The organism is Streptomyces sp. NPDC058678, from assembly GCF_042714835.1.
GTDB lineage: Bacteria > Actinomycetota > Actinomycetes > Streptomycetales > Streptomycetaceae > Streptomyces.
In genome coordinates, this window is the sequence record NZ_JBHXSG010000068.1 from 1 (window position 1) to 22,575 (window position 22,575).

General features: G+C 67.6%; 19 protein-coding genes and 2 pseudogenes. 3 read left to right on the plus strand and 18 right to left on the minus strand.

Annotated features, from left to right (window positions below; all coding sequences use genetic code 11):
• Nucleotides 1–50: 50 nt before the first annotated feature.
• From ACFWWR_RS39690 to ACFWWR_RS39700, 3 genes and pseudogenes are all read right to left on the minus strand, one after another.
• A complete protein-coding gene (locus ACFWWR_RS39690) occupies nt 51–1,232 on the minus strand; it encodes a sulfate adenylyltransferase subunit 1 (RefSeq protein ID WP_384308632.1) in 1,182 nt (393 codons plus the stop codon).
• Between the two features lie 2 nt (nt 1,233–1,234).
• Nucleotides 1,235–2,173: a sulfate adenylyltransferase subunit CysD gene (cysD, locus tag ACFWWR_RS39695; protein WP_384308634.1), complete on the minus strand. Its 939-nt coding sequence runs from the start codon at nt 2,171–2,173 to the stop codon at nt 1,235–1,237.
• Nucleotides 2,174–2,290: 117 nt separating this feature from the next.
• Nucleotides 2,291–2,687 (minus strand): annotated as a pseudogene (locus ACFWWR_RS39700) (phosphoadenosine phosphosulfate reductase family protein); the annotation flags it as partial.
• 47 nt (nt 2,688–2,734) lie between these two features.
• Between ACFWWR_RS39700 and ACFWWR_RS39705 the strand changes: the two are divergent.
• Complete coding sequence (locus tag ACFWWR_RS39705) at nt 2,735–3,307, plus strand: GNAT family N-acetyltransferase (RefSeq protein ID WP_384308636.1); 573 nt, start codon at nt 2,735–2,737, stop codon at nt 3,305–3,307.
• 5 nt (nt 3,308–3,312) lie between these two features.
• Here the strand turns inward: ACFWWR_RS39705 and ACFWWR_RS39710 are convergent, their stop codons facing one another.
• Genes ACFWWR_RS39710 through ACFWWR_RS39770 form a run of 13 tightly spaced genes read right to left on the minus strand, consistent with a single transcriptional unit; the run spans nt 3,313 to nt 16,896 of the window.
• Nucleotides 3,313–3,681, minus strand: a complete 369-nt coding sequence (locus tag ACFWWR_RS39710) for a hypothetical protein (protein WP_384308639.1) — start codon at nt 3,679–3,681, stop codon at nt 3,313–3,315.
• On the minus strand, nt 3,678–5,039 hold the full coding sequence (locus tag ACFWWR_RS39715; protein ID WP_384308642.1) for an alkaline phosphatase family protein: 1,362 nt from the start codon (nt 5,037–5,039) through the stop codon (nt 3,678–3,680). The genes ACFWWR_RS39710 and ACFWWR_RS39715 overlap by 4 nt, the downstream gene beginning before the upstream one ends.
• Nucleotides 5,021–6,052, minus strand: coding sequence for a hypothetical protein (locus ACFWWR_RS39720; RefSeq protein WP_384308644.1), 1,032 nt, complete (start codon nt 6,050–6,052; stop codon nt 5,021–5,023). Before ACFWWR_RS39720 ends, ACFWWR_RS39715 begins: the two co-directional genes overlap by 19 nt.
• Nucleotides 6,049–6,615, minus strand: coding sequence for a hypothetical protein (locus ACFWWR_RS39725; RefSeq protein WP_384308646.1), 567 nt, complete (start codon nt 6,613–6,615; stop codon nt 6,049–6,051). The genes ACFWWR_RS39720 and ACFWWR_RS39725 overlap by 4 nt, the downstream gene beginning before the upstream one ends.
• Nucleotides 6,612–7,559 carry a hypothetical protein gene (locus ACFWWR_RS39730; protein WP_384308648.1) on the minus strand — a complete coding sequence of 316 codons (948 nt, stop codon included), beginning with the start codon at nt 7,557–7,559 and terminating at the stop codon, nt 6,612–6,614. Before ACFWWR_RS39730 ends, ACFWWR_RS39725 begins: the two co-directional genes overlap by 4 nt.
• Nucleotides 7,556–8,749 carry a metallopeptidase TldD-related protein gene (locus ACFWWR_RS39735; RefSeq protein WP_384308651.1) on the minus strand — a complete coding sequence of 398 codons (1,194 nt, stop codon included), beginning with the start codon at nt 8,747–8,749 and terminating at the stop codon, nt 7,556–7,558. Before ACFWWR_RS39735 ends, ACFWWR_RS39730 begins: the two co-directional genes overlap by 4 nt.
• A 12-nt stretch (nt 8,750–8,761) precedes the next feature.
• Complete coding sequence (locus ACFWWR_RS39740; RefSeq protein ID WP_384308653.1) at nt 8,762–10,000, minus strand: diaminopimelate decarboxylase family protein; 1,239 nt, start codon at nt 9,998–10,000, stop codon at nt 8,762–8,764.
• 11 nt (nt 10,001–10,011) lie between these two features.
• Entirely contained in the window at nt 10,012–11,334 is a 1,323-nt protein-coding gene (locus ACFWWR_RS39745) for a radical SAM protein (RefSeq protein ID WP_384308655.1), read from the minus strand.
• Between the two features lie 2 nt (nt 11,335–11,336).
• Nucleotides 11,337–12,284: a transketolase family protein gene (locus ACFWWR_RS39750; protein ID WP_384308657.1), complete on the minus strand. Its 948-nt coding sequence runs from the start codon at nt 12,282–12,284 to the stop codon at nt 11,337–11,339.
• Nucleotides 12,281–13,117 (minus strand): transketolase, encoded by an 837-nt coding sequence (locus ACFWWR_RS39755; RefSeq protein WP_384308660.1) that lies wholly within the window; start codon nt 13,115–13,117, stop codon nt 12,281–12,283. Before ACFWWR_RS39755 ends, ACFWWR_RS39750 begins: the two co-directional genes overlap by 4 nt.
• Before the next feature lie 13 nt (nt 13,118–13,130).
• Entirely contained in the window at nt 13,131–14,507 is a 1,377-nt protein-coding gene (locus ACFWWR_RS39760; RefSeq protein ID WP_384308662.1) for a DegT/DnrJ/EryC1/StrS family aminotransferase, read from the minus strand.
• Nucleotides 14,504–16,384 carry an alkaline phosphatase family protein gene (locus ACFWWR_RS39765; RefSeq protein ID WP_384308664.1) on the minus strand — a complete coding sequence of 627 codons (1,881 nt, stop codon included), beginning with the start codon at nt 16,382–16,384 and terminating at the stop codon, nt 14,504–14,506. The genes ACFWWR_RS39760 and ACFWWR_RS39765 overlap by 4 nt, the downstream gene beginning before the upstream one ends.
• A gap of 32 nt (nt 16,385–16,416) precedes the next feature.
• Nucleotides 16,417–16,896: a nuclear transport factor 2 family protein gene (locus tag ACFWWR_RS39770; protein ID WP_384308667.1), complete on the minus strand. Its 480-nt coding sequence runs from the start codon at nt 16,894–16,896 to the stop codon at nt 16,417–16,419.
• Nucleotides 16,897–17,108: 212 nt separating this feature from the next.
• Here ACFWWR_RS39770 and ACFWWR_RS39775 point away from each other — a divergent pair, with 212 nt between their 5' ends.
• Both ACFWWR_RS39775 and ACFWWR_RS39780 read left to right on the plus strand, forming a co-directional pair.
• Nucleotides 17,109–19,781: a radical SAM protein gene (locus ACFWWR_RS39775; RefSeq protein WP_384308670.1), complete on the plus strand. Its 2,673-nt coding sequence runs from the start codon at nt 17,109–17,111 to the stop codon at nt 19,779–19,781.
• 66 nt (nt 19,782–19,847) lie between these two features.
• A pseudogene (locus ACFWWR_RS39780) lies at nt 19,848–20,321 on the plus strand (hypothetical protein); the annotation flags it as partial.
• On the opposite strand, the gene ACFWWR_RS39785 reads toward ACFWWR_RS39780, so the two are convergent.
• Both ACFWWR_RS39785 and ACFWWR_RS39790 read right to left on the minus strand, forming a co-directional pair.
• Entirely contained in the window at nt 20,278–21,603 is a 1,326-nt protein-coding gene (locus tag ACFWWR_RS39785) for a hypothetical protein (protein ID WP_384308672.1), read from the minus strand. The pseudogene ACFWWR_RS39780 and the gene ACFWWR_RS39785 overlap by 44 nt on opposite strands.
• A complete protein-coding gene (locus ACFWWR_RS39790) occupies nt 21,600–22,283 on the minus strand; it encodes a hypothetical protein (RefSeq protein ID WP_384308675.1) in 684 nt (227 codons plus the stop codon). Before ACFWWR_RS39790 ends, ACFWWR_RS39785 begins: the two co-directional genes overlap by 4 nt.
• Between the last annotated feature and the right edge of the window lie 292 nt (nt 22,284–22,575).

A 22,575-nucleotide genomic window follows, 5' to 3' on the forward strand; every position in this document is an offset into this window, starting at 1 on the left:
GTGCGGTGAAGATTCGACACCTCCACCACACACGGAGGCCTTCGCCATGTTCAAGCCCGGTCAGCGTTAACAACGCTCGTGATCAATACAGCTAGCTCCCCGGTGCCCCGCTTCTCCAGGGTGTCGATGTCCACTCGGTACGGGATCTCCTTCACCAGGGCGCGCACGGTGCGGGTGGTGTGCTTCAACAGCACCCGGTCGCCCGGCCGCAGCGGGCGCTCGTGTAGGTGGCAGACGGTGGCCCTGACGTCCTTTGTGAGGGTCGGCAGGGGCCCGGCGGCGAGCAGGGCGCCGCGGGAGATGTCGATGTCGTCGGTGAGGCGTACAGTGATCGACTGTGGGGCCCAGGCGATGTCCGTCTGCTCGCCGAGGACGTCGATCCCGGCCACCGTGGAGGTCAGTTCGGAGGGCAGTACGGTGACGGTGTCGCCTGTACGCAGCACTCCAGAGGCGAGCTGTCCAGCGTAGCCGCGGTACTCCCCGGACTGGAGCCGAATGACGCACTGCACCGGGAAGCGCGCCGGTTCGGCGGACGGGTCGGAGCCGACCGGCACGGTCTCCAAGTGCTGCAGCAGGGTGGGCCCCCCATACCAGTCCATGTTGGCCGAGGGCTCCACCACGTTGTCCCCAGCCAGCGCCGAGATGGGGATGGCGGTGACGTTCGGCACACCCAGGGTGGCCGAGTACGCGCTGAACTCCTCGGCTATCGCGGCGAAGACCGGTTCGGCGTAGTCCACCAGGTCCATCTTATTGCCCGCCAGTACCACATGCGGCACCCGCAGCAGGGCGGCGACGGCGGCGTGGCGGCGGGTCTGCTCGACTACGCCATTGCGGGCGTCGACCAGCACCACGGCCAGTTCGGCGGTGGAGGCGCCGGTGACCATGTTGCGGGTGTACTGCACGTGGCCGGGGGTGTCGGCGAGGATGAACCGCCTCCCGGGGGTGGCGAAGTAGCGGAAGGCGACGTCGATAGTGATGCCCTGCTCGCGTTCGGCGCGCAGGCCGTCGGTGAGGAGGGCCAAGTCGAGGGTGTCCTGACCGCGGCGGAGTGAGGCGTGCTCGACGGCCTCCAGCTGGTCGGCGAGCACCGACTTGGTGTCGTGCAGCAGCCGCCCGACCAGGGTGGACTTGCCGTCGTCTACGCTGCCGGCGGTGGCGAAGCGCAGCAGCGAGGTGGCGGCCGCGGCGTCCCGGCCCGCAGGTGTGGCGACGTGGTGTAGATCGGTCGACATACTTAGAAGTACCCCTCGCGCTTGCGGTCTTCCATGGCGGCCTCGGAGAGCTTGTCGTCGGCCCGGGTGGCGCCGCGCTCGGTGAGACGGCTGGCGGCGACCTCGGCGATGACGGCGGCCACGGTTGCAGCGTCGGACTGCACGGCGCCGGTGCAGGACATGTCTCCCACCGTGCGGTACCGGACGAGTCGGCGCTCCACGGTCTCGCCGTCCTCGGGCCCGCCCCAGTCGCCAGCGGTCAGCCACATGCCGTTGCGCTGGAAGACCTCGCGCTCATGGGCGAAGTAGATCTCCGGCAGCTCGATGCCCTCGCGCTCGATGTACTGCCAGACCTCCAGCTCGGTCCAGTTGGACAGCGGGAACACCCGGACGTGCTCGCCGGGGGCGTGCTGACCGTTGTACAGCTGCCAGAGCTCGGGGCGCTGGCAGCGCGGGTCCCACTGGGAGAACTCGTCGCGCAGCGAGAAGACCCGCTCCTTGGCTCGAGCCTTCTCCTCGTCGCGTCGGCCGCCGCCGAAGACGGCGTCGAAGGCGCTGTTCCGGATGGCATCGGTCAGCGGCACGGTCTGCAGCGGGTTGCGGGTGCCGTCGGGGCGCTCGCGCAGCTTGCCGGCGTTGATGTACTCCTGCACCGAGGCGACGTGGAGTTGCAGCCCGCACGTCGCCGCAATTTGGTCGCGGTAGGCGATGACCTCGGGGAAGTTGTGCCCGGTGTCCACGTGAAGCAGGCCGAAGGGCACCGGCGCGGGCCAGAAGGCCTTTAGGGCCAGGTGCAACATGACGATGGAGTCCTTGCCGCCAGAGAACAGCAGCACCTGCCGCTCGAACTCGCCCGCCACCTCGCGGAAAATGTGCACCGACTCCGCCTCGAGGGCGTCTAGGTGGGAGAGAGTGTAGAGGTTCTTGGTGCGGTCGATGAGCGTCTTGTCCGCTGCCGTCATGCCAGTCCCCATTGCGTGGTCTCGACCCGGTGCGCCTCGGTGCGCGGCCGCTTGCCGAGCCCTCGACGGTGGTGGTCACGTCGGTCGCTCCAGGGTGGTGACTCGGAAGAGGGTCGGTCAGGTGTGTAGTCCGCAACCGATCTTGCCGGTGCCCACCGAGCGGCCAACCCGGCGTCCTCGCCCTCGGCGACCCGGCAGGTGCAGGGGGCCAGTCGATCGAGGTGTAGCCGTTTCACAGCAGCGGGTTCAGCAGCACCCTGTGCTGGGCGTCGTATGCGTCGACGTCGTTCTGCCTCCAGCGGGCGATCGGCGTGATCTTCGCCTTGCGGCGCTTGGCGTCTCAGCCGACGACCGGGGGGTTCGCCCGGGTGGGGGACTCGTCGTGGCACAGTCTGATGCCCCAGGCGTCGTACGCCATTAGCCCGCGCTGCAGCGGTTCGACCTTCAGAAGCGAGCAGAACAGGTCCGGGTCGCGGTCGTGGAGACTGTGCCCGTGCTCTGCGTTCTGCTCGGCTCACAGCACTTCCGGAGAATTCCTTGCCCGGCCGGTATCCTGGCGGTGTGGACGACAGGCACGGCACGCTGCTGCCACTAACTCCTGGCCGATGGCAAGATCTTGAGGAACTTTTCGGACCACGTGGGGCCTGCGGCGGCTGCTGGTGCATGTGGTGGCGCCTTTCCCGGTCGGTGTACAACGCCGCGAAAGGCGACGCGAACCGTGCTGCGCTGCGTGCGATCGTCGATGGTGGCGACGTGCCCGGTATTCTGATGTACGACGATGGACAGCCCATCGGCTGGTGCTCGGTGGCCCCGCGCGAGTCCTTTCCGGTGCTTGCCCGGTCCCGCGCACTCCCGCTTATCGATGACGCCGGCCAGTGGTCAGTGGTGTGTCTGTTCGTTCGCCGGGATCGACGGCGCTCCGGAACTAGCGTCGCCCTGCTCCGGGCCGCCGCCGAGTACGCTGCTGCGCAGGGGGCCACCATTCTGGAGGGCTACCCGGTTGAGCCGAAGCAGGAAGCGATGCCGGACGCCTTCGCGTGGACCGGAACGGTGTCGGCGTTTCGCTCGGCTGGCTTCACCGAGGCGGCGCGCGGCCCAACCGGGCGGCCCATCATGCGGCGATCGTTGGCATAGGGGGCTCATGAATAGCCCAGCTCCTGCAGCCGTGCGGTCACTGTCTCCAGCTCCTCCTGGGTGTAGACCTCGCCCGGGTCGGTGAGCCAGCCCATGGTCTCGAGCTCGTCGACAGTGGTTGCGGCGGATGGCTGGGAGGCCACAACCCGTGGGAGCTCCTGGCGCAGGTCGGCGAGCAGGAGGTCGACCCGCTCGGGCGCACTATGGACAACGGTAGAGATGCCAGCCTGGGCCAGGGCGGAGCAGGCCGCCACTGCGGCCTCGGCTGGGTCGATTAGCAGAACACATGGTGTGTCCCGGCTGCGCAGTTCATCCCGCAGTCGCAGAGACGGCTCCACACCGTCTCCGCCAGTCACCACTGTGAACGGCGTCACGAGGATCTCCTCTCGATGAGTGACCGACCAACCATGCTCGGCGGAATCGGCACGCCCAGCAGGTCGAGGATGGTAGGCGCGATGTCGTAGATGTCAGCCCCGTTCGGCGGCACCTGCGCGTTCCCGCCGTGGATCACCACCACGCCGTCCATCGAGTGGTTGGCAATGTCAGTACCGAGGTCGTTGTCGGTGGTGAAGACTCCGCCCTCGGCTAGTGTGCCGATCGACCGGCAGGCCAGGTCGTCGAACAGCACCAGCAGGTCGGGCGGCACGCCGTGCTGCGCCCTGTAGACCTCCGCGGGTGTACGGGCGGTGGTCTGGAGCCGCTCACCGTCACTGTCTCGGATCTCGCTGAGCCCGTCGCGGAGTTCGTCCAGCAGGGCGGGCACCGCGCTCTCGGGCACGGTGCCGAACGGCTCGCGGCCTTTGATATTGAGGCAGAGCCGGGCGTAGTAGCCGCCCTCACCCCACGCCACGGTCTGGTCCCAGTCGATGGCGTCTGGAGTCACGGTGCCGGCTGGGGTGCCGGGCAACAGCCGGAGGTAGCCCTGGTCGACCAGCCACTGGTTGACCCGTACGCCGCCGCGCATGCGCCGGGCGCCGTGGTCGGAGGCGATGATCACTGCGGTGTCCGGTGGCAGCACCGAGAGCAGCAGCCCCAGTTCGTAGTCCAAGACCTTGTAGTAGCCCAGGAGCAGACTGGTGATCTCGTTCGACTCGGTGAAGCTCGGAGGCCACAACCGGTGGTGCAGGCGGTCGGTGCCGATCTCGTGCAGGGCGAAGAAGTCCCACGGCTCGGCGGCCAGGGCGCGGGCCAGCCGGAATCGCTCACGGGTCATGGCGGTCACGTCGGCGACAAGGGAGGGCAGGGCGCGGTGCCGGAAGTCGGTGACATCGAACCGATAGTCCGGTGCAAGGTCGAGTACGCGCGTCCGGGCCGGGCTGGGGTGGGTGAACGCCGCGTCCCGGCCGGGCGCCAGGAAGTCCGACACCACCAGGCCGTCGATGGGAGGCGGCGGGTAGGTGCCGGGGACGCCGATGACCACCGAGCGGCCGCCAGCACGCCCGATGAGGTCCCACACGCGCGGTGCTCGAATGTCCCGGCTGGTTGCCATGCGTAGGCCGGTGTAGCCGTGGTCGGCCCGGTTGCGGAACCCGTAGATGCCAAGTTGCCCCGGGTCCTGGCTGCTGAGCATGCAGCTCCAAGCAGGCACCGTGATCGGCGGCAGGCATGACCAGAGAATCCCGTGCGCGCCGGTGCGGCACAGCTCGTCGATCACTGGCAGGTCTGCCCGCCACGGCCCGAACAGCAGGGCGGGCGGCACGCCGTCCAGCCCGATCAGCGCGACGCGGTCCATTGCGCCACCTCCTTCGCGGTGTTTGCCAGGTTGGCCTCGGTGATCGCGGAGAGCAACCGCTTCTCGTTGGCCAGCGTTTCGCGGCAGTGATAGAGCACGTAGGCGTCGTATGGGACACGGGCCGTGCGCAGCGATTTGACCTGCACGTCCCGGGCCGCCTGCAGGTGCTGGAGCCCCTCCTGGTAGCGCTCGACCTCGGCGGTGAGGGCGGGTCGGCCAGCGAGCGCGACGGCGTTGCGTAGCAGCACGCACAGGTAGCGGCGGCTGCTCAGTTCGGCGCGCAGCACCAGCGCCAGGGTGCGCCGCGGAATCACCCGCCAGACCTTGTCACCTCCCAGAGCGAGCAGTTGGACCAACTCGCGGAGTGCGGCTAGGCCGAAGTGCGCGTCCGTGGTGCGCTCGGTTCTGACGACCTCTGTGACCAGCAACTCGATGACGTCCTGTGCCCAACGCTGTGGGTCGGCGACCCGGAACGGCTCGACTGTGACCGTGAACCACTGAGCCGGTGCTTGCACGCCGGAGTAGACCGGCTCCAGTACCGGATTCGCCACCGCGTCCGAGTAGCGGGCGGCGTTGAGGGCGCGGCGGTGCAGCACGCCGCAGTAGGACGGCTCCCAGCAGTCCTCTACCTGTACGTGGTCGGAGTCGAGCGGCTCGACGATGATCGTCCGTGAGCTGTGCACCCGGCCGAAGGCGGGCCGGTACGGCAGGTGGTAGCTGTCGACTACGGCGATCACCGGCTCCCTGGTTTCTTGCAGGTAGACGTCCATGGCTGTGCCGGACGGATCATCGTGACGCTTGATGGCCAGCCCGCCGCGGCGGCGGAGTAGACCGAGAAGGTCGCCGTCCGGCTGCAGTGGGAAGCTGTACTCGGTGAGGTCGGTGCGCCCTCCGATAGGCAGTCCGAAACCCCAGCGCAGGCCGAGTCGCATCTGATGGGAGCGGGGGCTGCGGCGCCCGGCGAGCACCTCGATGTTGCGGTACAGCGTGCTGACGCTGGGCGTCCAGGTCATGGCTCCACCTCGGCCAGTAGGGAGATGGCGAAAACGTGCACCAGCGGGTTGACCAGCAGCTCGAGCGCGGTTATCGGCAAGCCCGGCAGCGGCAGCACCCGGCTCCACAGCACAGGAAGCAACCTGGCGAGCTCGTAGCCGCCGGGATAGTGCAGATGGCTGCAACGCAGCTGGTCGGCGGTCACCGGCGCGTCCGGGCGGACCAGCCAGCCTGGGACCGCCACCGGTACAGTTGCCACGTCGCCACCTGCCAAATGCACGCGTATGGACAGCTTCTGCGGCCCCAGCTCGCCTGTGGCGAGAAGAGCCAGCGCGTCGACCGGTCGGCTGGGCGGACCGCAGGCGATCATCTGGCCGAGTGCCTCAAGGTGGTCGGGTTGCTGCGGCGCCTTTTCGACCAGGGCATAGAACACGCCGCCGACGTTGACTTGCCCACCGAACGGCAGTTCCTCGGCAGGGAAGCTGTTGCCCCACGCGTTTAGTTCGCCCTGGGCCCGTTCGGTGTCGTAGGTGGCGCCTACGCGATCCACTGCGCTAGCCAGGTCGACACGGTGGTTGATCATCTCAGCCCCTTGCCGACGCCCAGGTCGCTGGCCGGTCTCCTGAGCAGTAGGCCGGGCGCCCAGCCGAACGACTCCCCGTCCACGGAGTCGCGGTCCAACGCCACCCGTGGCTGCTCCATCTGCCCCACGGCCGCGCCGAACATCTCGGCGGCGCCGATCTCAACGGGCAGCGGCTGGGCGATCCACCAGCGGCCACCATCCCGTTCGATGGACAGTGATGCCTGCCAGCAGTGCCCCTCGGTGTCCAGACTGACCAGTGACTCGATCCAAACCGCAGATGAGATAGCCGGTGCCGGCGGCAGAGCTGCACGCACCTTGTACTGACCGCGGCTCGTCCTGGTGGTGCGCATCGGCCGCAACCAGTGTTCGATGTGCGCGGTCCACCACGTGATCGCAGCGTCGTCCAGCCCCTCGGGCACATCGTGTGGCGGGTAGGGGGAGTGAACGCCGGCGTGCACCGAGAGCCAATCGGGGAGCGCCGCTCCGGCGTCATCGGCCAGTTCGAGCATACCGGCGGCGAGTGAAAGCACGGCAGATGGCCCGAGCACAATCGGCAACCGCAGGTCGAGGTCGTCTGGCGAGTTTGTGCCGCACCAGGGGCTGGCCAGCTCCGGGGCAAGTTCCTCGGCCAACGTGATCACCACGTCGGCGCAGGTGGCGAGCGAGTATGGGCGTTCGAGCACCCCAGCCGGCGTCTCGGTGCGTACGACGCCGACTTCGGATCGTGCGCTCTCACACAGCATCCGGGGCACCTGGGCGAGCAGCTCGTCGTGCAACCTTGCTGCTGAGGTGTCAAGGTCGCGGTCGGCAGTTGCTTCAGGCGCGGTGATCCGCACGGTCAGGCCGTCGGCGTCGGTGTCGATCCGGCAACCCCACTGGTGCTGCTCCGGCGTCGCCTCACCGATGCGCCGCACCCGGTTGACCTCCCGCCACATCGTGCTCATTCCCGGGCCCCCAGGCTGAGCGTGGACAGACGCATCGCTGGCGCGATGGTGCCGACGTCGAACAGCAACTGGCGGTCCTTGCCACACATGGCATTCGGGTTGCGCTCAGCATGGTCACCCAGCTCGACGAGGTGGGTGAACAGGTCCAGTCGGCCATCAACCTGGCCGCCGGTGAAGTATCGACCAGTCCGCCTACCCCGCTCGATGTGCTCGCCGAGCACAATGCTGGCCGAAACCTGGATTCCCTGCCGGTAGCCGTCAGCCAACCGATGGATGTACACACCGGAGCCGAGGTCGTCCACTAGTGTCTCCTCCGTCCGCTGGCCCGGCGCACACACCAAAGTGGACATGCGCGGGATCGGCACGTCCCAGACCTGTGCCGCCCTGCCGTTGCCGGTGGACGCAGTGGCCGCGGCGCGGGCGGTCGACCGGCTGTGCAACTGCGCGATCAGCACGCCTTGCCGCACCAGTTCGGTCGGCCCGAGGCTGAGCACGCCCTCGTCGTCGTGTTGGTGGTAGCCGCCGGGACCGCCGTCCGGTTCGGGCCTGTCCGCGACCGACAGGCACTCTCCAGCGATGCGGGTGAACAGCCGGTGCACTGCGGGCGCCCCGACATGCAGTGCTTCGGCGTAGTGGCCGACCGCCTCATGCAGCAGGACGGCGGCCGCCTGCGGGCGCAACACCGCAGGGGGGCGGCCGCGCACAGGCTCGGTCGCTGCCGCGAGCGCGCAGCACATCCAGGCGATGCTCTCAGCGAACTGACGGTCTCGGAGCACGTCCAGTCCGCTTCCGCGGCCGCTCACCCCAATCGGCAACGTCCGGCCGTTGTCTGTGACGGCCTGTCCAGTGAGGGCGAACACGGTGCGCACTCGCTGGGCGGCCGCGCCGGCCCCAGCCCGCACAATGCGGCCGGTGGCCACGGTCTGGTGCCGCAGTGTGACCGCCCCTCCGATCCAGGCGGTGAAGTCCAGCAGGAGCCTCTCAATCACCTCCCGGTCGGCCGGCCATGGCGGCTCGGGCACAGCTAGTCCGCCGCCCGTGCGGCCGGTCCCGGCGAACAGCCGGCTGCCGTCGCCGAGGTCGTCCCGGCCGCCGGTGAACTCGCACCGCTCGTGTCGCACCGACACCTCGCCCAGCCGGCTGACGAGAACACCCAGTGAGCGGACGTGCTCCCTGCGGCGCAGCTCCATCGGACGCTTCCTTCAGCTCGTGGTCACTGCCGTCTTGGCCAGCAGATCCACCTCGGCGGTGGCTGAGACGGCCGAGGAGGGCCCGTCGAGGATCACTTCGAGTGGCGCGTCCTTGCCGAGGAATCGTGTCACCATCGAGCGGCAGTAGGCACCAGCGTGGCCGAACACCAGGGTGTCGCCAATCTGCGGCAGCGGTAGCCGGATGCCCCTGGCCAAAAAGTCTTGTGAGTAGGTGGAGCTGCCGCAGACGTAGACCGGCCGCTCATCCGGCGGATCCAGGGGGTCGCGTCCGACGATGCCGCACGGATGCTCGGCCCGGTCCGGGTACATCAGGGGCCGCGGGAATACCGCCACAGACGCGTTGGTGCCGACGAAGACCCGGTCTGCGCGCTCCTTGACGTCCACGACGGTAACGAAGAAGTGCCCGCAGTTCGCGGCCAGGTAACGGCCTGGCTCAAGCACAAATTCCACTGCCCGCCCGACCCGCCGCTCCAACCGCTCCAGGTGGGCCCGTACCCCGCGGGTATAGGTGTCGAAGTCGAATTCCGGCTTGTCCGGCATGGCCACCCCGAACCCGCCGCCAGCGTCCAGGAACGCGATGTCCGGCAGCGTGGCGGCCGCCTCGGCCAGCCGCTCGATGCCGTCGATCAACGGGGCCGCCGGGAGGTTGGTGCCGAAATAGGAATGCACGCCCGCGATCAGCAAGCCGTGCTCGCGCGCGGCGGCAACCGCAGCGGGCAGCTCATCGGGCCGCACCCCGAAGCGGTAACCGGGGTCGTCGCGGAGGGTCGCGCCGTCGATGAACCCGACGCTCACCCGCAGCCCGATTTCATGCCCCGGTCCGGCGACCACGCCGAACCGGCCTACCTGCGCCACCGAGTCGAGCACCACGCGCACACCGAGGTCGGCGCAGTGGCGCATCTCCTCATCGACCATGTTGCTGGAGGCGTAAAGCACCCGGTCCGGCGGCACCCCGGCGTTCAGCGCCGTCTGAAGGTGGCTGCGGGAGTTGACGAACACGCCGTGCCCCGCATCGCGCACGCAGCCGATCACCTGGGGGTGATCATTGGCCATGCTGGCGAAGTAGACCCGCTTGCGCGGCAGCGGGAGTGCGCTGATCTCAGCGCACCGGGCGCGTAGCGCAGCCAAGTCGTACACGTAGGTGGGCCGGCCTTTGCCGGTGCCAGCGGCGACCACATGAGCGGGCAGCCGACCCACTCCGGTCGAAACACCGTCGGAGAGCATACTCATCAAAATTCCTTTCAGCGCGCCTGCTCGATGTGCGACCCGTGGTCACCGACGGGGACCTGCGGCTCGGCCATCACCCGCTCGCGGAACAACTCCTCCCGCCGGAGCACCGACCGGCGCTGAAACTCCGTAGCGCCGCAGCCATCGAAGGTGTTGTTGTAGACGCTCGAGTTGCCCGGGCAGCGGCTGGTGCAGAAGTACTTGTCCTCGTTGATCGGGCAGCCCTGGCAAGTCCCGGTGAAATTGTCCCAAGTGATCTGTCGGATCTCCCAGTCCTCGGAGTCCCAAATGTCCTTGAAGGAGCGCATCATCACGTTGCCCGCGCCCAGCACCTTGTTGCCCGAGCAGGTGCTGCACGGGAAGACGTCACCGCCGGAGTTGACATAGGCCAGGCCCCGGCCGCTCATGCAGCGACGTGTGGCGAACACCATGGTGAGCAGGAAGTTGAACACCTTTCCGGAACAGAGTCCGAGGCTGCGGTCCTTGATTCGCTCCCACTGCTCCTCAGCGATCCAAAATTCGGCGGCCAGATCCACGTCAGCGGTGGTGTTGGCTAGCTCGCGGTACAGTGCGCCCCGGCCCATGGGAACGAACGGCACACTGCGCAGACTTACGTCGTTGTCGATGGCCCAGTTGACGATCGTCTGCAGGTCGCGCACGTTGTCATGTGTTGTGGTGGTCATGATGCTGGTGTTGAAGCCCTTGTCCCGAATCTCCAGCAACCTCTTGGTCACATAGGAGAAGTCGCTCTCGCCTCGGTACTTGCCCTGGTCGTGGATACCGTCCAGGCTGACGCTGATGATCACGTCGTCCTGGGGAATCTTGGCGAGGACCTTGTCCGTTAGAGGGACCGCGTTGGAGGCGATGCCGACCACGAAGCCGAGTTCGTGCGCATGGTTCACGATGTCCAAAAAGTTTGGATGGATTCCCGGTTCGCCGCCAGTGATCACGACCGAGAAGACGCCCATTTCGGCCCATTCGTTGAGCAATTTATGGATGCGGGCGGTGGACAACTCCATGCTGCGGGCTTTGCCTCCCTCCACGAAACAGTGCGGGCAGCGCAAGTTGCACTTGCGGGTGATCTCCAGCCACGCCATGCATGGCGCGGTGAAGTGGAAGTTGCGCGGCACTTGGAGCGTGGTGAGCGCGTGCGCGGCGCACTCGTCGGCGGACAGGCCCGCCTGCACCAGCGGGAGGACGTCATCGCCGTACATCCCGACGTGGCCGTCGGGGAAGGCCGCCAGATAGCCGAAGTCCTCCTTGCGGTAGCGCACGAAGGGCCGCGTCTTGTCGGGCAGCGGCGTGGCGCCTCTGTAAGGCACGAGGTGCTGGAACATTGCTACCCAACCTCCGATGTTCGTTCGTCCAGGACTTGTTCAATGCGAGCGGCGAGCTGCGGACCGGCAAGACCACAGTGCGTCAGAAGCCAGTCGGAGTCGCCAGCTGGCAAGAACTCCTTGGGCAGGGTGAATCTGTGCACGGGCAGGCCGAACGGGCTGACCGCAGCCGCCACGACGTCGGCGAGGCCACCGTGCGGCGCGTGGTTCTCAATGACCGCGACCATCCCGCTGCGCGCCGCCGATTGGAGGACCGGCTCGAGGTTCGCCGGCGCCAGGACGGCGACGCCGATCAGGTCGACGTGGGTGCCGGTGTCGCCGAGCAGCCGCGCGGCGTGCAGCGCCTCGGCGAGCATGGTACCGGCGGCGACGACGGTGCACGCTGGCCGCGCTGGTGCCTGGCGCACCAGCACGCTGCCGCGGTTCAGCGGCGCGCCGGCGAGGTCACGCGGCATGCCGTGCCGGCGCAGGCGCACGTAGGCCGGACCGTCGTAGGCGATCACCTCAGCCATCAGATGCCTGGTCTGTGTCTGGTCGGCCGGTTCCACTACGAGCATGCCGGGCAGGTTGAGGATGCCGGCCAGATCGTCGTAGCTGGTGTGTGAGGGGCCGTTGCGGCCGTCCCACAGGCCGCAGTGTCCAGCGATCAGCTTGACGCTGCGGCCCGGCCAGGCCACCGAGACGGCCACCTGGTCGTGCGCTCGCCTGACTAGGAAGTTTGCGAAGCTGTGCAGCAGTGGCACGTACCCCTCGTGCGCGAGGCCAGAAGCGACGCCGACCGCGTTTTGCTCGGCGATGCCCAGGTTGAAGTACCGGTCCGGGTAGGCGGCGCGGAAGTCGGCGGTCTCCATGGAGGTCCCCAGGCCCGCATCGAGAACGACCAGATCCGGCGTGCCCTGGCCCAGTTCTACTAGCAGTTGGCCATAACTCTGGCTCGGCGGGCGGATCACTGGGCCGTCTTGCGGTGGAGGAAGCGCAGCATGGCTAGGTCCTCGGCGCCCAACGGCGGTGGATAGTGGCTCTCGGCGCGGTGTTCGAGGAACGGCACGCCACGCCCCTTGACCGTACGGGCGTGGATTAGTTTCGGTCCGCCCGGCTCCGCGAGCAGCTTAGTGAGCGTCTCCGTGGCGGCCTCGCAGTCGTGGCCGTCACAGCTCGCAGTGAGCCAGCCCATCCGCGCCCAGGCGTCCGGCAGGTCGGAGACATCCAAAATGTCCGGAGTGGGGCCGTCCTGCTGCATCCGATTGTCGTCGAGCAGCACCACTAGGTTGTCCAGGCGTAGGGCGGCGGCCGAGCGAGCGGCCTCCCAGACCTGACCCTCGTTGCACTCGCCGTCTCCGAGCAAGACGAACACGGTCGCCTGGCGACGGCGCAGCCGTGCGCCGAGTGCCATGCCGACGCCGATGGAGAAGCCTTGACCAAGTGAGCCGGTGGAGGCGTCTACCGCGTCCAGCAGCCGCTCGTTAGGGTGCGGCTCGGCGGCAGCACCACTCTGGCCGAACCCGTCGAGCACTGGCTGCGGCAGTCGGCCCAGCTCGACGAGCGCGCAGTACAGGCTGAGTGCGGCGTGCCCCTTGGAGAGCACGAACCGGTCGCCGTCGCCTGCGCCCGGGGCTGAGCGCCAGCGGTAGTGCCCGCCAAGCACCACGCTGAGCAGTTCGACGATGGACAGCGAGCTGCCCAGATGACCGGCACCGGCTCGCCGGTGGGTGGTCAGGATTCGCCAGCGGATGCGCTCGGCTAGTGAACGAAGGTCAGTCGCGTTCAAGTCCGTGGTTGTCATTGCGTCATGGCCCCTAGAACAATCTGGCCGGGTTGTCCCAGGGAGCCCTGGCATCTAGTTCTGCGGCGAACAACTCGAACGAACGCAGGTTCGCTGCCACCTTTTCAAAGCACTCGACGTACCGTGCGACCGCCTCGGGGTTGGCCACGGCCGCCTGGGTGGGGGCCCCGACGACCAGGGAGCCGCGGATCGCGTCCAGCGCGCCGGGATAGTCGTGGATGTCGTAGTGCAAATCGCCGCGGCCGTGGCAGGTCCACGGGCAGCCACGGCCGTAGCCGACGCGCCGCTGCATCAGGGCGTGGCCGGGCAGCGGCACGTTCTGGAACTCCACCAGCGGCACCCCTTCGGCGGCGAACACCTGCTTGAGCGCCTCGCGTGCCTGGTCCCGGTCGATGGACAGTCCCGCGGCCTCGGGATCGAACCGGAAACGGTACATGTGGTACACGTGCTCGACGTCCGGGATGGCCTCGGGCGGGCTGAAGCCGGGCAGGCCTGCGAGCGTCCGGTCGAGCACTGCGGCGCCCTCCCGGCGCAGCGTGTTCAACTCGTCTAGCTGGAACAGTTGCTGGCTCGCCATCACTGCGGCGAGTAGGCTGATCCTGTAGTTCCAGCCCATCGTCTCGTGCACCAGTGTGTAGTCATCGTCTACTGCAACCGCCTCGCCGAAGCATTTCAGCTGCACTGCGCGATTGCGCAACTCCCGGTCCCCTGTGATGACGATCCCGCCCTCGCCGCCGGCCGGAAGGTTCTTGCCGGCCATCAGGCTTGCGGCGCCAGCCGCGCCGATGCTGCCCACCGGCCGGCCGTGATATGTAGCACCGACCGCTTGCGCGAAGTCCTCGATGATCGGAATGCCACGCGGCTCGGTTACCGCACGGATTGCGTCCAGGTCAGCAGGCAGGCCGTGCAGGTGCACCACGAGCACGGCCTTGGTTCGCTCGGTCAGCGCCGCCTGGATCGAGTTTGCGGTCACGTTGTAGGTCAGTGGATCCACGTCGGCGAAGACCGGGATGCCTTGCTGGTGGATCACGGCGGCGACCGAGGCGATGAAGCTCAGCGCTGGCACGACCACCTCGTCGCCCGGCTCGACACCAACACCAGCGAGTGCGCAATGCAGTGCGGCCGTACCGCTGTTGGTGGCGAGTGCATAGCGCACCCGGTGGTAGGCCGCCATCTCGCTTTCGAACTCACGGACGGTGCGCAGCGCCGCCATCTCTGTCAGCAGACCGCTGCGGAGTTGGGCGAGTACGCGGCTGATGACGTCCTCGGAGATTCGCGGCCACACAGACCTCAGGGTGTAACCGCGCGGCACGATAGGCTCGCCGCCAGTTACGGCGAGCCGAGTGGCGACCGTGGACTGGGGGGCAGGGGTGTGAAGACGGGCGGTCATGCCTCCGTCCCCCCTACCGGCCCCGCATTCACCCGGTCGTTGGTGCTAGCTTCCCGGAGGATTGCGGTGATCGGGTGGCCTTGGTTATGCATGGGCGCGGGGATGCCGAGCGCGAGCGCGGCGGTCGGTGCTACATCGATCACCCGCTCGGTGCGCTGGTGGCGGTAGCCGCTCCGGAAACTTGGCCCGGCTGCAAGCAGGCGTGTCTGGATTCTCCTGTCGTAGGGCCAGAAGTGGTCGTGACCACCGGTGAACTCGCGCATCAGTCTGGTGGGGGCGAACGTCGGACCTCGGTCGTTGCGGGCCTGATAGCCGGAACGCAGGCAGAAGACCACGTCGCCGACCCCGACGCCGTTCGCGCCAAGTGCCTCGAACTCCTCTTTGCAGCCAGCCAGGAGCACCGGTCGGCTGCCACGGGCCGGATCGGTGGCAGCCAGCAGTGTCTCTACGATCGAGGCGCGCACTTCGTCCGCCGAGTGCGGCATCACGATGCCCTCAGGGTCGCGGCCCAGGGTGTTCACGAACACGTAGTTGCCCATCGCGTAAGCGGCGGTGGCCGACCAATCGACCTCCTCACCGTCGCCCTGCCAGGTAAGCAGGCCAGCCTCGGCTAGCAGCTCGTTGACCCGTACGGTCGTGTGGTGCAGATCCTGGCCGTGGTCGCCGACCACCAGCACGTCAGCGCCTGACCCGGCCGCAGCCCGAACGGCTCCGACAAGCCGGTCGCCGAGCTGGTAGGCAGAGGCCATGGCGTCCTCGTAAAAGGCGCGCCGTTCGGGGTCGAAGTCGGGGTGGCGGGGGTCGACGCCGCCCTCAAAAGCGTGGTGTGCCCAGTCGATGAAGTGGGCGTGCACCATGAAGACGTCCCAGTCCTCGTTAGACAGGAGGACCTCGCTGGCGTGGGTGAGCCAGTCGGCGTTGAGCCGGAACAGGTCCAGCAGCGTCGGAACGTCGATCTCGTCGGTGAACAGCAACGAGGGCTCGGTCTGCTCCTCGATCGGGCCGATCTCCTCGGCGTAGCGCTCCCAAAGTTCGGCTGGCACGGAGTGGTTGGCATGCTCGTGCACGGTGGTGTTCAGCAATCGTAGGCGCGGGGAGTCGAGGGAGCACTCCAAGGGCCGGACGCGGAACCGCCAGGTGGTGAGGTTGCCACGGCGGTCCGGGGCAGTGAGGCCCAGTGGCTGCGACCACTCGCCCAGCGGCGCGCTGCCGAGCAGAGTTCCCCAGTCTGGCTCAGTTGCCACCGCGACCAGCGGCGTGCCTTGGCTGCGTAGGAGAGCTACATGCAACTCAACCGGCGCCGCGCCCCACAGGTTCGGCAGCTCCCAGCGCCAATGGGCCATCGATTCGCCTGGTGGCGCGGCTCCGCTCCACGGCTTGCCGTCGTGCAACTCACGGTCGCCGCTGCGGTGCACGCTGTCGGTGACCCCAGTCGCCACTAGCTCGTGCAGGCAGTGCAGGCCCCCCCAGCCCGCCGCCCCGTCCAGTCGGAATGTGGCGGTGCCTGACGGGTAGGAAATCGGGAACTTCACCACGCAGGAGCGCAGCCCCGCACGGGTCGCGGTCTCCCACAGCGGCTCGGCGGTGCACCGCGTCGAGTAACAGCCGCTGACCCGGCGGTCGAATGAGTCGCCCGGCCGGTGGACGAGAAAGCCTTCCACGCCGTGGGTGGAGGGCCAAGCGCCCGTTGAGACACTCGCCCAGGCAACGGGCGTGGTGGCGGGGAGAGTAGAGAAGAGACTGACGTCAGCGCCGTCTCGGCGCATCGCCGCGAGTGCCGGAAGCCGGTCCTCGTCCATCAGCCGCTCCAGCCACAGCGGTGAAAAACCGTCCAGACCGACGAGGATGAGCTTGCGGGACCGTTGATTGGTCGTCACCCTTACTGTCCTCTCTTCTCTCCCGCGCCTTGTTACTTGGGAGTGCCGACCTGAGCGGCGGCGGAGGCCACGCGCTCCTCGAGAACAGTGAACTCCTCGAGGTCCTTTGCGCTCGCGGCTGCGGCCGGCACGCCGGGCAGAGGGAAAGCCGAGTTGTGCAGGTGCGCGATCTTCAGCGCACCATCTCGCAGCACGACGAGGAACGTCGCCCGAAGATTGGTGACCTGGTCGCCAACTGAAATGCGGTTGTGGCAGGTCACCAGCGCATAGTCACCCAGGATGCGAATCTCAGGTGCCATGAACTGACTGCGCCGAGTCATACCGCTGGTGAATGCCGGGGAGAAGGAGCGCTTGAACTCCTCCCGACTGTCGATCCTGACCGGCGAGGAGACGGTGAAGAAGGACGCGTCGTCGGTGAAGTACGAGAAGAACCTGTCTTCCCCCTTCTCGTACGCGTCGCGGTAGGCGTCGAGAAAACTCAGAACCGCGTCCTCGGTGAGGGCCTCGGGCATAGTGGTTACCTCCTCTAGGCAGGTATGACTGATACCAGTCATACCTGGCCAGCATCCCGCGGCTCGCCGAGACCTACACTTCATAGGCTCCGTTCGGATGATATTTCACCCGCACCGGCCGCTCATAGCGACTTCCCGTGGCCTGCGCCCTACGATTGGGAACGGTGCGTGCCTCGTTTCACGACCTCCCTCGAAGTGTAAGGAATTCCTTCATGAAGGTCAGTCTGGCGACGAGTCTCCACCTTGATCACAGCAGGATGACGCTCGACCACGAGCCCGGCGATCAGCTGCCGATGCAGAGTTTCGTTCCAACGGGTCTACTCTGCCTCAAGGCCTACGCGGACGCCGCCGGAGTGGAAGCCGATATCCGTGTCACCGAGTTGAACGGACTGATCAACGGCGGATTTATTCCCAACGACGACCTCTTCTATGAGCGGCTCACCGACACGATCCTGCAGCCGGACGACGGCATGGTCGGGCTAATGACTGACGCGGACTCGTTGCATCACACGGTGACCATGGCCCGACTGATCAAGCAGCGGTCCCCCCAGACGCTCGTCTGCCTGGGCGGCCCCGCATCCTCTCCGATCGCCGAGCTGATGCTGGAGCGATATCCATTCATCGACATGGTGGTGCGTGGTGAGGGCGAGTTGACTTTCACCGAGATGCTGCGGCGCCTCGCCGAGAAGCAGCCGCCGAGCGAAGTGAACGGGCTGACCTGGCGTACAGGCGACCAGATCGTACGCAATCCGGATCGGCAGGTGATGCCGGATTTGGATACGCTGCCGATGCCGACCTTCGAGGCGTACGGCATGGACCCGGACGCGCCCATTTACCTCGACGTCGGCCGGGGCTGCCCGTTCAAGTGCCATTTTTGCGCCACAGCCCCGTTCTGGAATCGCCGGTTCCGGATGAAGTCCATCGACCGGATCGCTGAAGAGCTTAGGTTGCTGCGTGACCGCTACCACCGCGACCACGTCGGCTTCGCACACGACATCTTCACCACGAATCGGGAGTGGACGCTGCGATTTTGCAAGCGGCTGACTGACGATTCGCTCGGCATGACCTGGGCGTGCAGCACACGCACCGACATGGTCGATCGTGAGGTGCTCGAGGCGATGGCGGCAGCCGGTTGTGTGGAGATCTACTACGGTATCGAGACCGGTTCACAGAAGATGCAAAAGGCAATCCACAAAAACCTGGACCTGGACCGCTCGCGGGACGTCGTGGCCGCCACCGCAGCGGCCGGCATCCGACCGGTTACCGGCTTCATCGTCGGTTACCCGATGGAGACACGGGAAACTTTCAACGAGACACTGACCCGGTTCTTCGAATTCCTCCAGGTCGGCGGTTACCGGGCGCACCTATTCACGCTGTGCCCGTTCCAGGACGCGCCGATGTACGCCGAAGACTACAAGATCAACCGCAGGGCGGCATACTTTGAGCCGCCACTCACCCGGTCCACCGCCGCGCTCGGGGAGGAGTTGCGCAGCACCCACCCGGACGTTTTCACCAGTCTCTACCGCTTCGACACGGCACAGATCCCAGCCAGCCTGGTGGATGGCAGCGAGGAGATCGCGTCCCGACTTGTCGTGTTGAAAGCGTTGTGGCCGAGGCTGCTTGACCACTACAGCACCCCGCTGGAGTGGTATGAGCGGTGGCTCTCTTGGATCGAGAAACACAACGCTGAGCACCGCCCCGCGACCACGCTGCCCTTCCACGGCGAGATCGACGACATGATGGACTTCGTTGAGGCGGAGCTGGTGCGGCTCGACCTGCTCGACTCGCCGCTCTGCTCTCTGCTGCATTACGAGCGGGACAAGCTACGCGCCAGCCGCGAGCTGACCAACTTCCCTGGACGGGAGTCGGAAGCTAGGACCGCCGATGACCTGACGCCGGACTCCGTGCTGATTCGTGGCTGCGACTACTCAATCAGCCCCCTCAACCACGACCTTGCGGCGCTGCTCACCACTGGTGAGGTCCGGCTGGCCGTCGGCCAGATGGCAGTGTTCGCCAAGGTCGAGGGCGAGGAACTCACCACGTTGCAGGTGGGCGAGCGGACCGCACGCATCCTCAGGAGGGCGCAGCACCCGCGCCGCATCACTGACCTGTTGAAGGGCCTCGGGGAGGACACAGCACCGGACTCCCTCATGCCCATCGTTCGCGCGCTAGTGCAGCGCGGCCTCCTGGTGCACGTCGATCACCGTGCTTTCGACGAGGGCGGTGCGATGCCAGGCTCCCGCGGTGAGCATGAACTGCAGGAAAAGTTCAACAATGTAGCCAGGGCCTACGCCTTCTACAACAATCAGATGCTCGACCACCTCAACCCGCTGATGCAGGAGTACATCGCGCGGCAGCCGCTGTTCTTCCTGGGCACGTCAGACGCCCGGGGACACTGCGATTGCACGCTGCGGGCTGGGGAGCCGGGCGTGATGCGGGTGCTCGACGAGCGTACGATGATCTATCCCGAGTACCGCGGCAATGGAGTGATGGCAAGCCTTGGCAACATCTCGGAGAACCCGCATGTCGGCGTGTTCTTCGGCGACTTCTTCCACTCGACCGTGGGCTTGCACGTCAATGGCAGGGCGCGCCTCCTAACACACGAGGATATCGTCACTGAGCTCGCTGGGCGGGAAGGACTGCTGGCTGCGGCGGCCGCGGAGGTGTCCCGCCGACTTGAGACGTGGGTGCTGATTGAGGTCGAGGAGGCATACATCCACTGCTCGAAGCACGTTCCGCTACTCAAACAGCTCGACAAGTCGGTGCACTGGGGCACGGACGACCGCGAGCGCAAGGGCGGCGACTACTTCCGCGTCCGTTTCCGGGCAACCTCAAAGCGCCCTCCGACGCCCAGATCCGCACACCCCCAGGGCGGATCGACCTAATGACAGCGCGGACGGCCGGAGTGAGGGCCAGATGACTGAGCTGTCACGCGGCCTTGTTTTGCCCCGTGGGCCGGTCGCCGCCCGGCCGGGCAGAAGGTGTCCGACACGACGACCCCCACGATGGTGCCGCTGATGGCCGCGACGCTGCTGGTCGTGGTCGCCTTTCAGGTCCCCAAGCTCGGCGCCAGCCTGGCCGATGTCGTCGCCGTCATCCCGTTCTACGCGGTGTCCTCGTAGTTCGCCGACAACGCCGTGGCCCGTCTGTTCCGCTTGGAAGGCCGGGCGATCGTGTTCACCGGCGCGACCCGCAACTCCCTCGGCGTCCGCCCCCTGGCCCTAGCTCTGCCCGACGACCTGGCCGTCGCCGCGTCGTACGTGGTTACCCAAACTCTGGTCGAGGTCGTCGGCATAGTCGCCTACGTCCGCCTCGTGCCTCGCCTGGTGCCTCGGGGAACCGGCCGGGGCCGCCCGGCGCTGACCTGCCATGGCCGACGCCTCACCGGGGCAGCTTGGCGGTGCGTTCGGGGTGGGCGGTGGTGACGTAGCGCATGGCGGTCTGCTCGGTGATGCCGAAGAGGCGCATCAGTCTGAGCGGGTCGGCACTTTCGGCTGCCTCGTTGAGGATGCGGTCTTGTCGTAGACCGCTGAGCGACAAGCCGCGGGGAAGGGCGTCGCTGAGAAGACCGATGCTGACGGCCGGGTGGTCTGGGTCGACCGCGCTCTTCTGGCTGACCAGCAGGTGTGGGTTCGTCGAAGCGGGCCACCGCTGGTGGCGGTAGGTTGTCCAGTCGGCAGCGAGTTGGTGGGTGAGTTCCTCGAGGTAGAGGGTATGTCGCAGCCGACCGCGCCGTACTTCGAGGGTGCCGCGGGATAGATCGAGGCCCGTGGTGTGCAGGTTCCGGATTTCTTTGCCGGGCAGTGCGTGAACGGCGGCGAGGGCCACGACGAGGCGGCCGAGCGATGTCGTGGCCTGATCGAGCAGCCCCATCAGGAGGTCGGAGGGGATGGACTTCGGGATGCCCTTGATGTCGCCGACCGGGAGGTCGCGGGCGGGGTTGCGGAAGATCACGCGTTCGCGCTTCAGCGCGCGGAACAGGCTGCGCAGGGCAGTGGCTAGCCCTCGGCGGGCGTAACCGGACTCCCCGCCCACGACGTCCTCCACTTCGTCCTTGGTGATCTCCCGCAGTGAGGTCACGTCGGCGGTCGTGGTCCAGGCGGTGAGGGCGGGCTGGAGGTTGGTGAGGTAGCGGCGGATGCCGTCGTACCCGCGCGGCTCGCCCTCGCGGGGGCCCTGTTCGCGCATGACCTTCACCCAGGTGCGCACCTCGCTCGCGACCGGCTCCGGCAGCGCGGCCAGGGCCGCCTCGATCCACACCTGATCCGCGTCCCGATGCAGGTCGGGGTCCTCCATCAGGAGACCGCGAATGCGCAGGAACTGGCAGACGGGCTTGGCAGCGAGGTTCACGTCGATCCGAGCGAGGTCGTACACGTCGCGCTCGAAGACGGCGGTGTCAGCGCCGAGCCAGTACAGCAGGATCGCCAGCGTGCGAGTGTTCTTCTTGTAGTCCGGCCGCTGGGCGGGGCGATCGCGGGTGAACTCCTCGACCAGGTGGCGGGCGGTCGCGGTCAGCGGCGGCTCGCCGACAGGCGTGCTCCGCAGCCGGGCCAGCACCGGGGCCCAGTCACGCCGGATGGTGAACAGCGCCTCCTGCCCGCGGCTCGTGTGCAGAGCAGGTCGCCGCTCGTCGTAGTCCGGCACCTCCGGCTCGCCGACCGGGTACGCCTCGAACGGGCCGCCCTTGCCGGTCGGCAGGGAGATCACCAGCTGTGTGAACCGCCGGGAGGCGGGGCGGGCTTCGTCGAGGAGACGGTAGGGGTGGCAGCTGCGGCAGCGGCCGTCGCGCAGGGCCAGCCCGTCGCGACCGCAACGGCAGCACCGGCCCCGCCCCACCGCTCCCGCCAGTGCCGGCACGGATCACAGACGAATCCTGCCCGCCGACCGGCGGGAATCCAGGCGTAACAGTCCGCGCACTGGCGCGGTGCCCGAGGCGGCAGCGGCGCCAGATCGGTGCTGTATGGGGTGCGTGCGGGCTGATTCCTCCTGGAAAACCGCATGGGCTCGGGCGACTCGTCCAGGAGCCCGGCCCCCAGCAGGATCAGGCGGACCGCGTCCCCGTTTGCTGGTAGGTCTCGCAGCATGGCCTCGGGGAGCCGCTCGGCACCCTCGGCCTCGCGCACGGCCAGGGCGAGGCGGACCATCTCGGCGACCTTGCGGCGCCAGCCCGCGGTCAACCCGTACTCGGCCTCCATCGACTCGATCACCTGGCGGACTTGCTCCCACTCGGCGACCGGTCGGCCGGCGATTGCGCTGACCGTGGCGTCGCTCAGCACTCTGGGCACGGTGAAGAGCGGGATTTGGCCGCGTACCTGCGCCTCCAGCACCGGCGGGTCGGCGGGATCGGCGCGCTGCTGTCGGAGCTTGGTCCACCACTCGACCCCCACACTCCGACCATTCTTGGTGGGCCGGCGCAGCGGTCGAGCCGACGCCGACCGGTCGCCGTACGTGCCGCCGACCGTGAGCTGGACCGGCCGCGGCCGCGCCTCCTCTAGTCCCAGAGCCCACGCGGCGTCTCCCTCGACCCGGATCGCCATGAGGCACGGCTTGCACAGCCCGTCCGTGTTGAGGTGTGCCTCGTGCCGGCACCGCGGGCACACCCCGCGGTCGGGGTACTTCCTCGCCCAGGGCCGGCACCCGTCACACACCCGGTACCAGTGCACCACCACCCACCCCAGG

Coding starts and splice junctions, on each gene's coding strand:
- ACFWWR_RS39690 (WP_384308632.1), bottom strand. CDS start 1,232: ATGTCGACCGATCTACACCACGTCGCCACACCTGCGGGCCGGGACGCC.
- cysD (WP_384308634.1), bottom strand. CDS start 2,173: ATGACGGCAGCGGACAAGACGCTCATCGACCGCACCAAGAACCTCTAC.
- ACFWWR_RS39715 (WP_384308642.1), bottom strand. CDS start 5,039: ATGGACCGCGTCGCGCTGATCGGGCTGGACGGCGTGCCGCCCGCCCTG.
- ACFWWR_RS39720 (WP_384308644.1), bottom strand. CDS start 6,052: ATGACCTGGACGCCCAGCGTCAGCACGCTGTACCGCAACATCGAGGTG.
- ACFWWR_RS39725 (WP_384308646.1), bottom strand. CDS start 6,615: ATGATCAACCACCGTGTCGACCTGGCTAGCGCAGTGGATCGCGTAGGC.
- ACFWWR_RS39730 (WP_384308648.1), bottom strand. CDS start 7,559: ATGAGCACGATGTGGCGGGAGGTCAACCGGGTGCGGCGCATCGGTGAG.
- ACFWWR_RS39735 (WP_384308651.1), bottom strand. CDS start 8,749: ATGGAGCTGCGCCGCAGGGAGCACGTCCGCTCACTGGGTGTTCTCGTC.
- ACFWWR_RS39740 (WP_384308653.1), bottom strand. CDS start 10,000: ATGAGTATGCTCTCCGACGGTGTTTCGACCGGAGTGGGTCGGCTGCCC.
- ACFWWR_RS39745 (WP_384308655.1), bottom strand. CDS start 11,334: ATGTTCCAGCACCTCGTGCCTTACAGAGGCGCCACGCCGCTGCCCGAC.
- ACFWWR_RS39755 (WP_384308660.1), bottom strand. CDS start 13,117: ATGACAACCACGGACTTGAACGCGACTGACCTTCGTTCACTAGCCGAG.
- ACFWWR_RS39760 (WP_384308662.1), bottom strand. CDS start 14,507: ATGACCGCCCGTCTTCACACCCCTGCCCCCCAGTCCACGGTCGCCACT.
- ACFWWR_RS39770 (WP_384308667.1), bottom strand. CDS start 16,896: ATGCCCGAGGCCCTCACCGAGGACGCGGTTCTGAGTTTTCTCGACGCC.
- ACFWWR_RS39775 (WP_384308670.1), top strand. CDS start 17,109: ATGAAGGTCAGTCTGGCGACGAGTCTCCACCTTGATCACAGCAGGATG.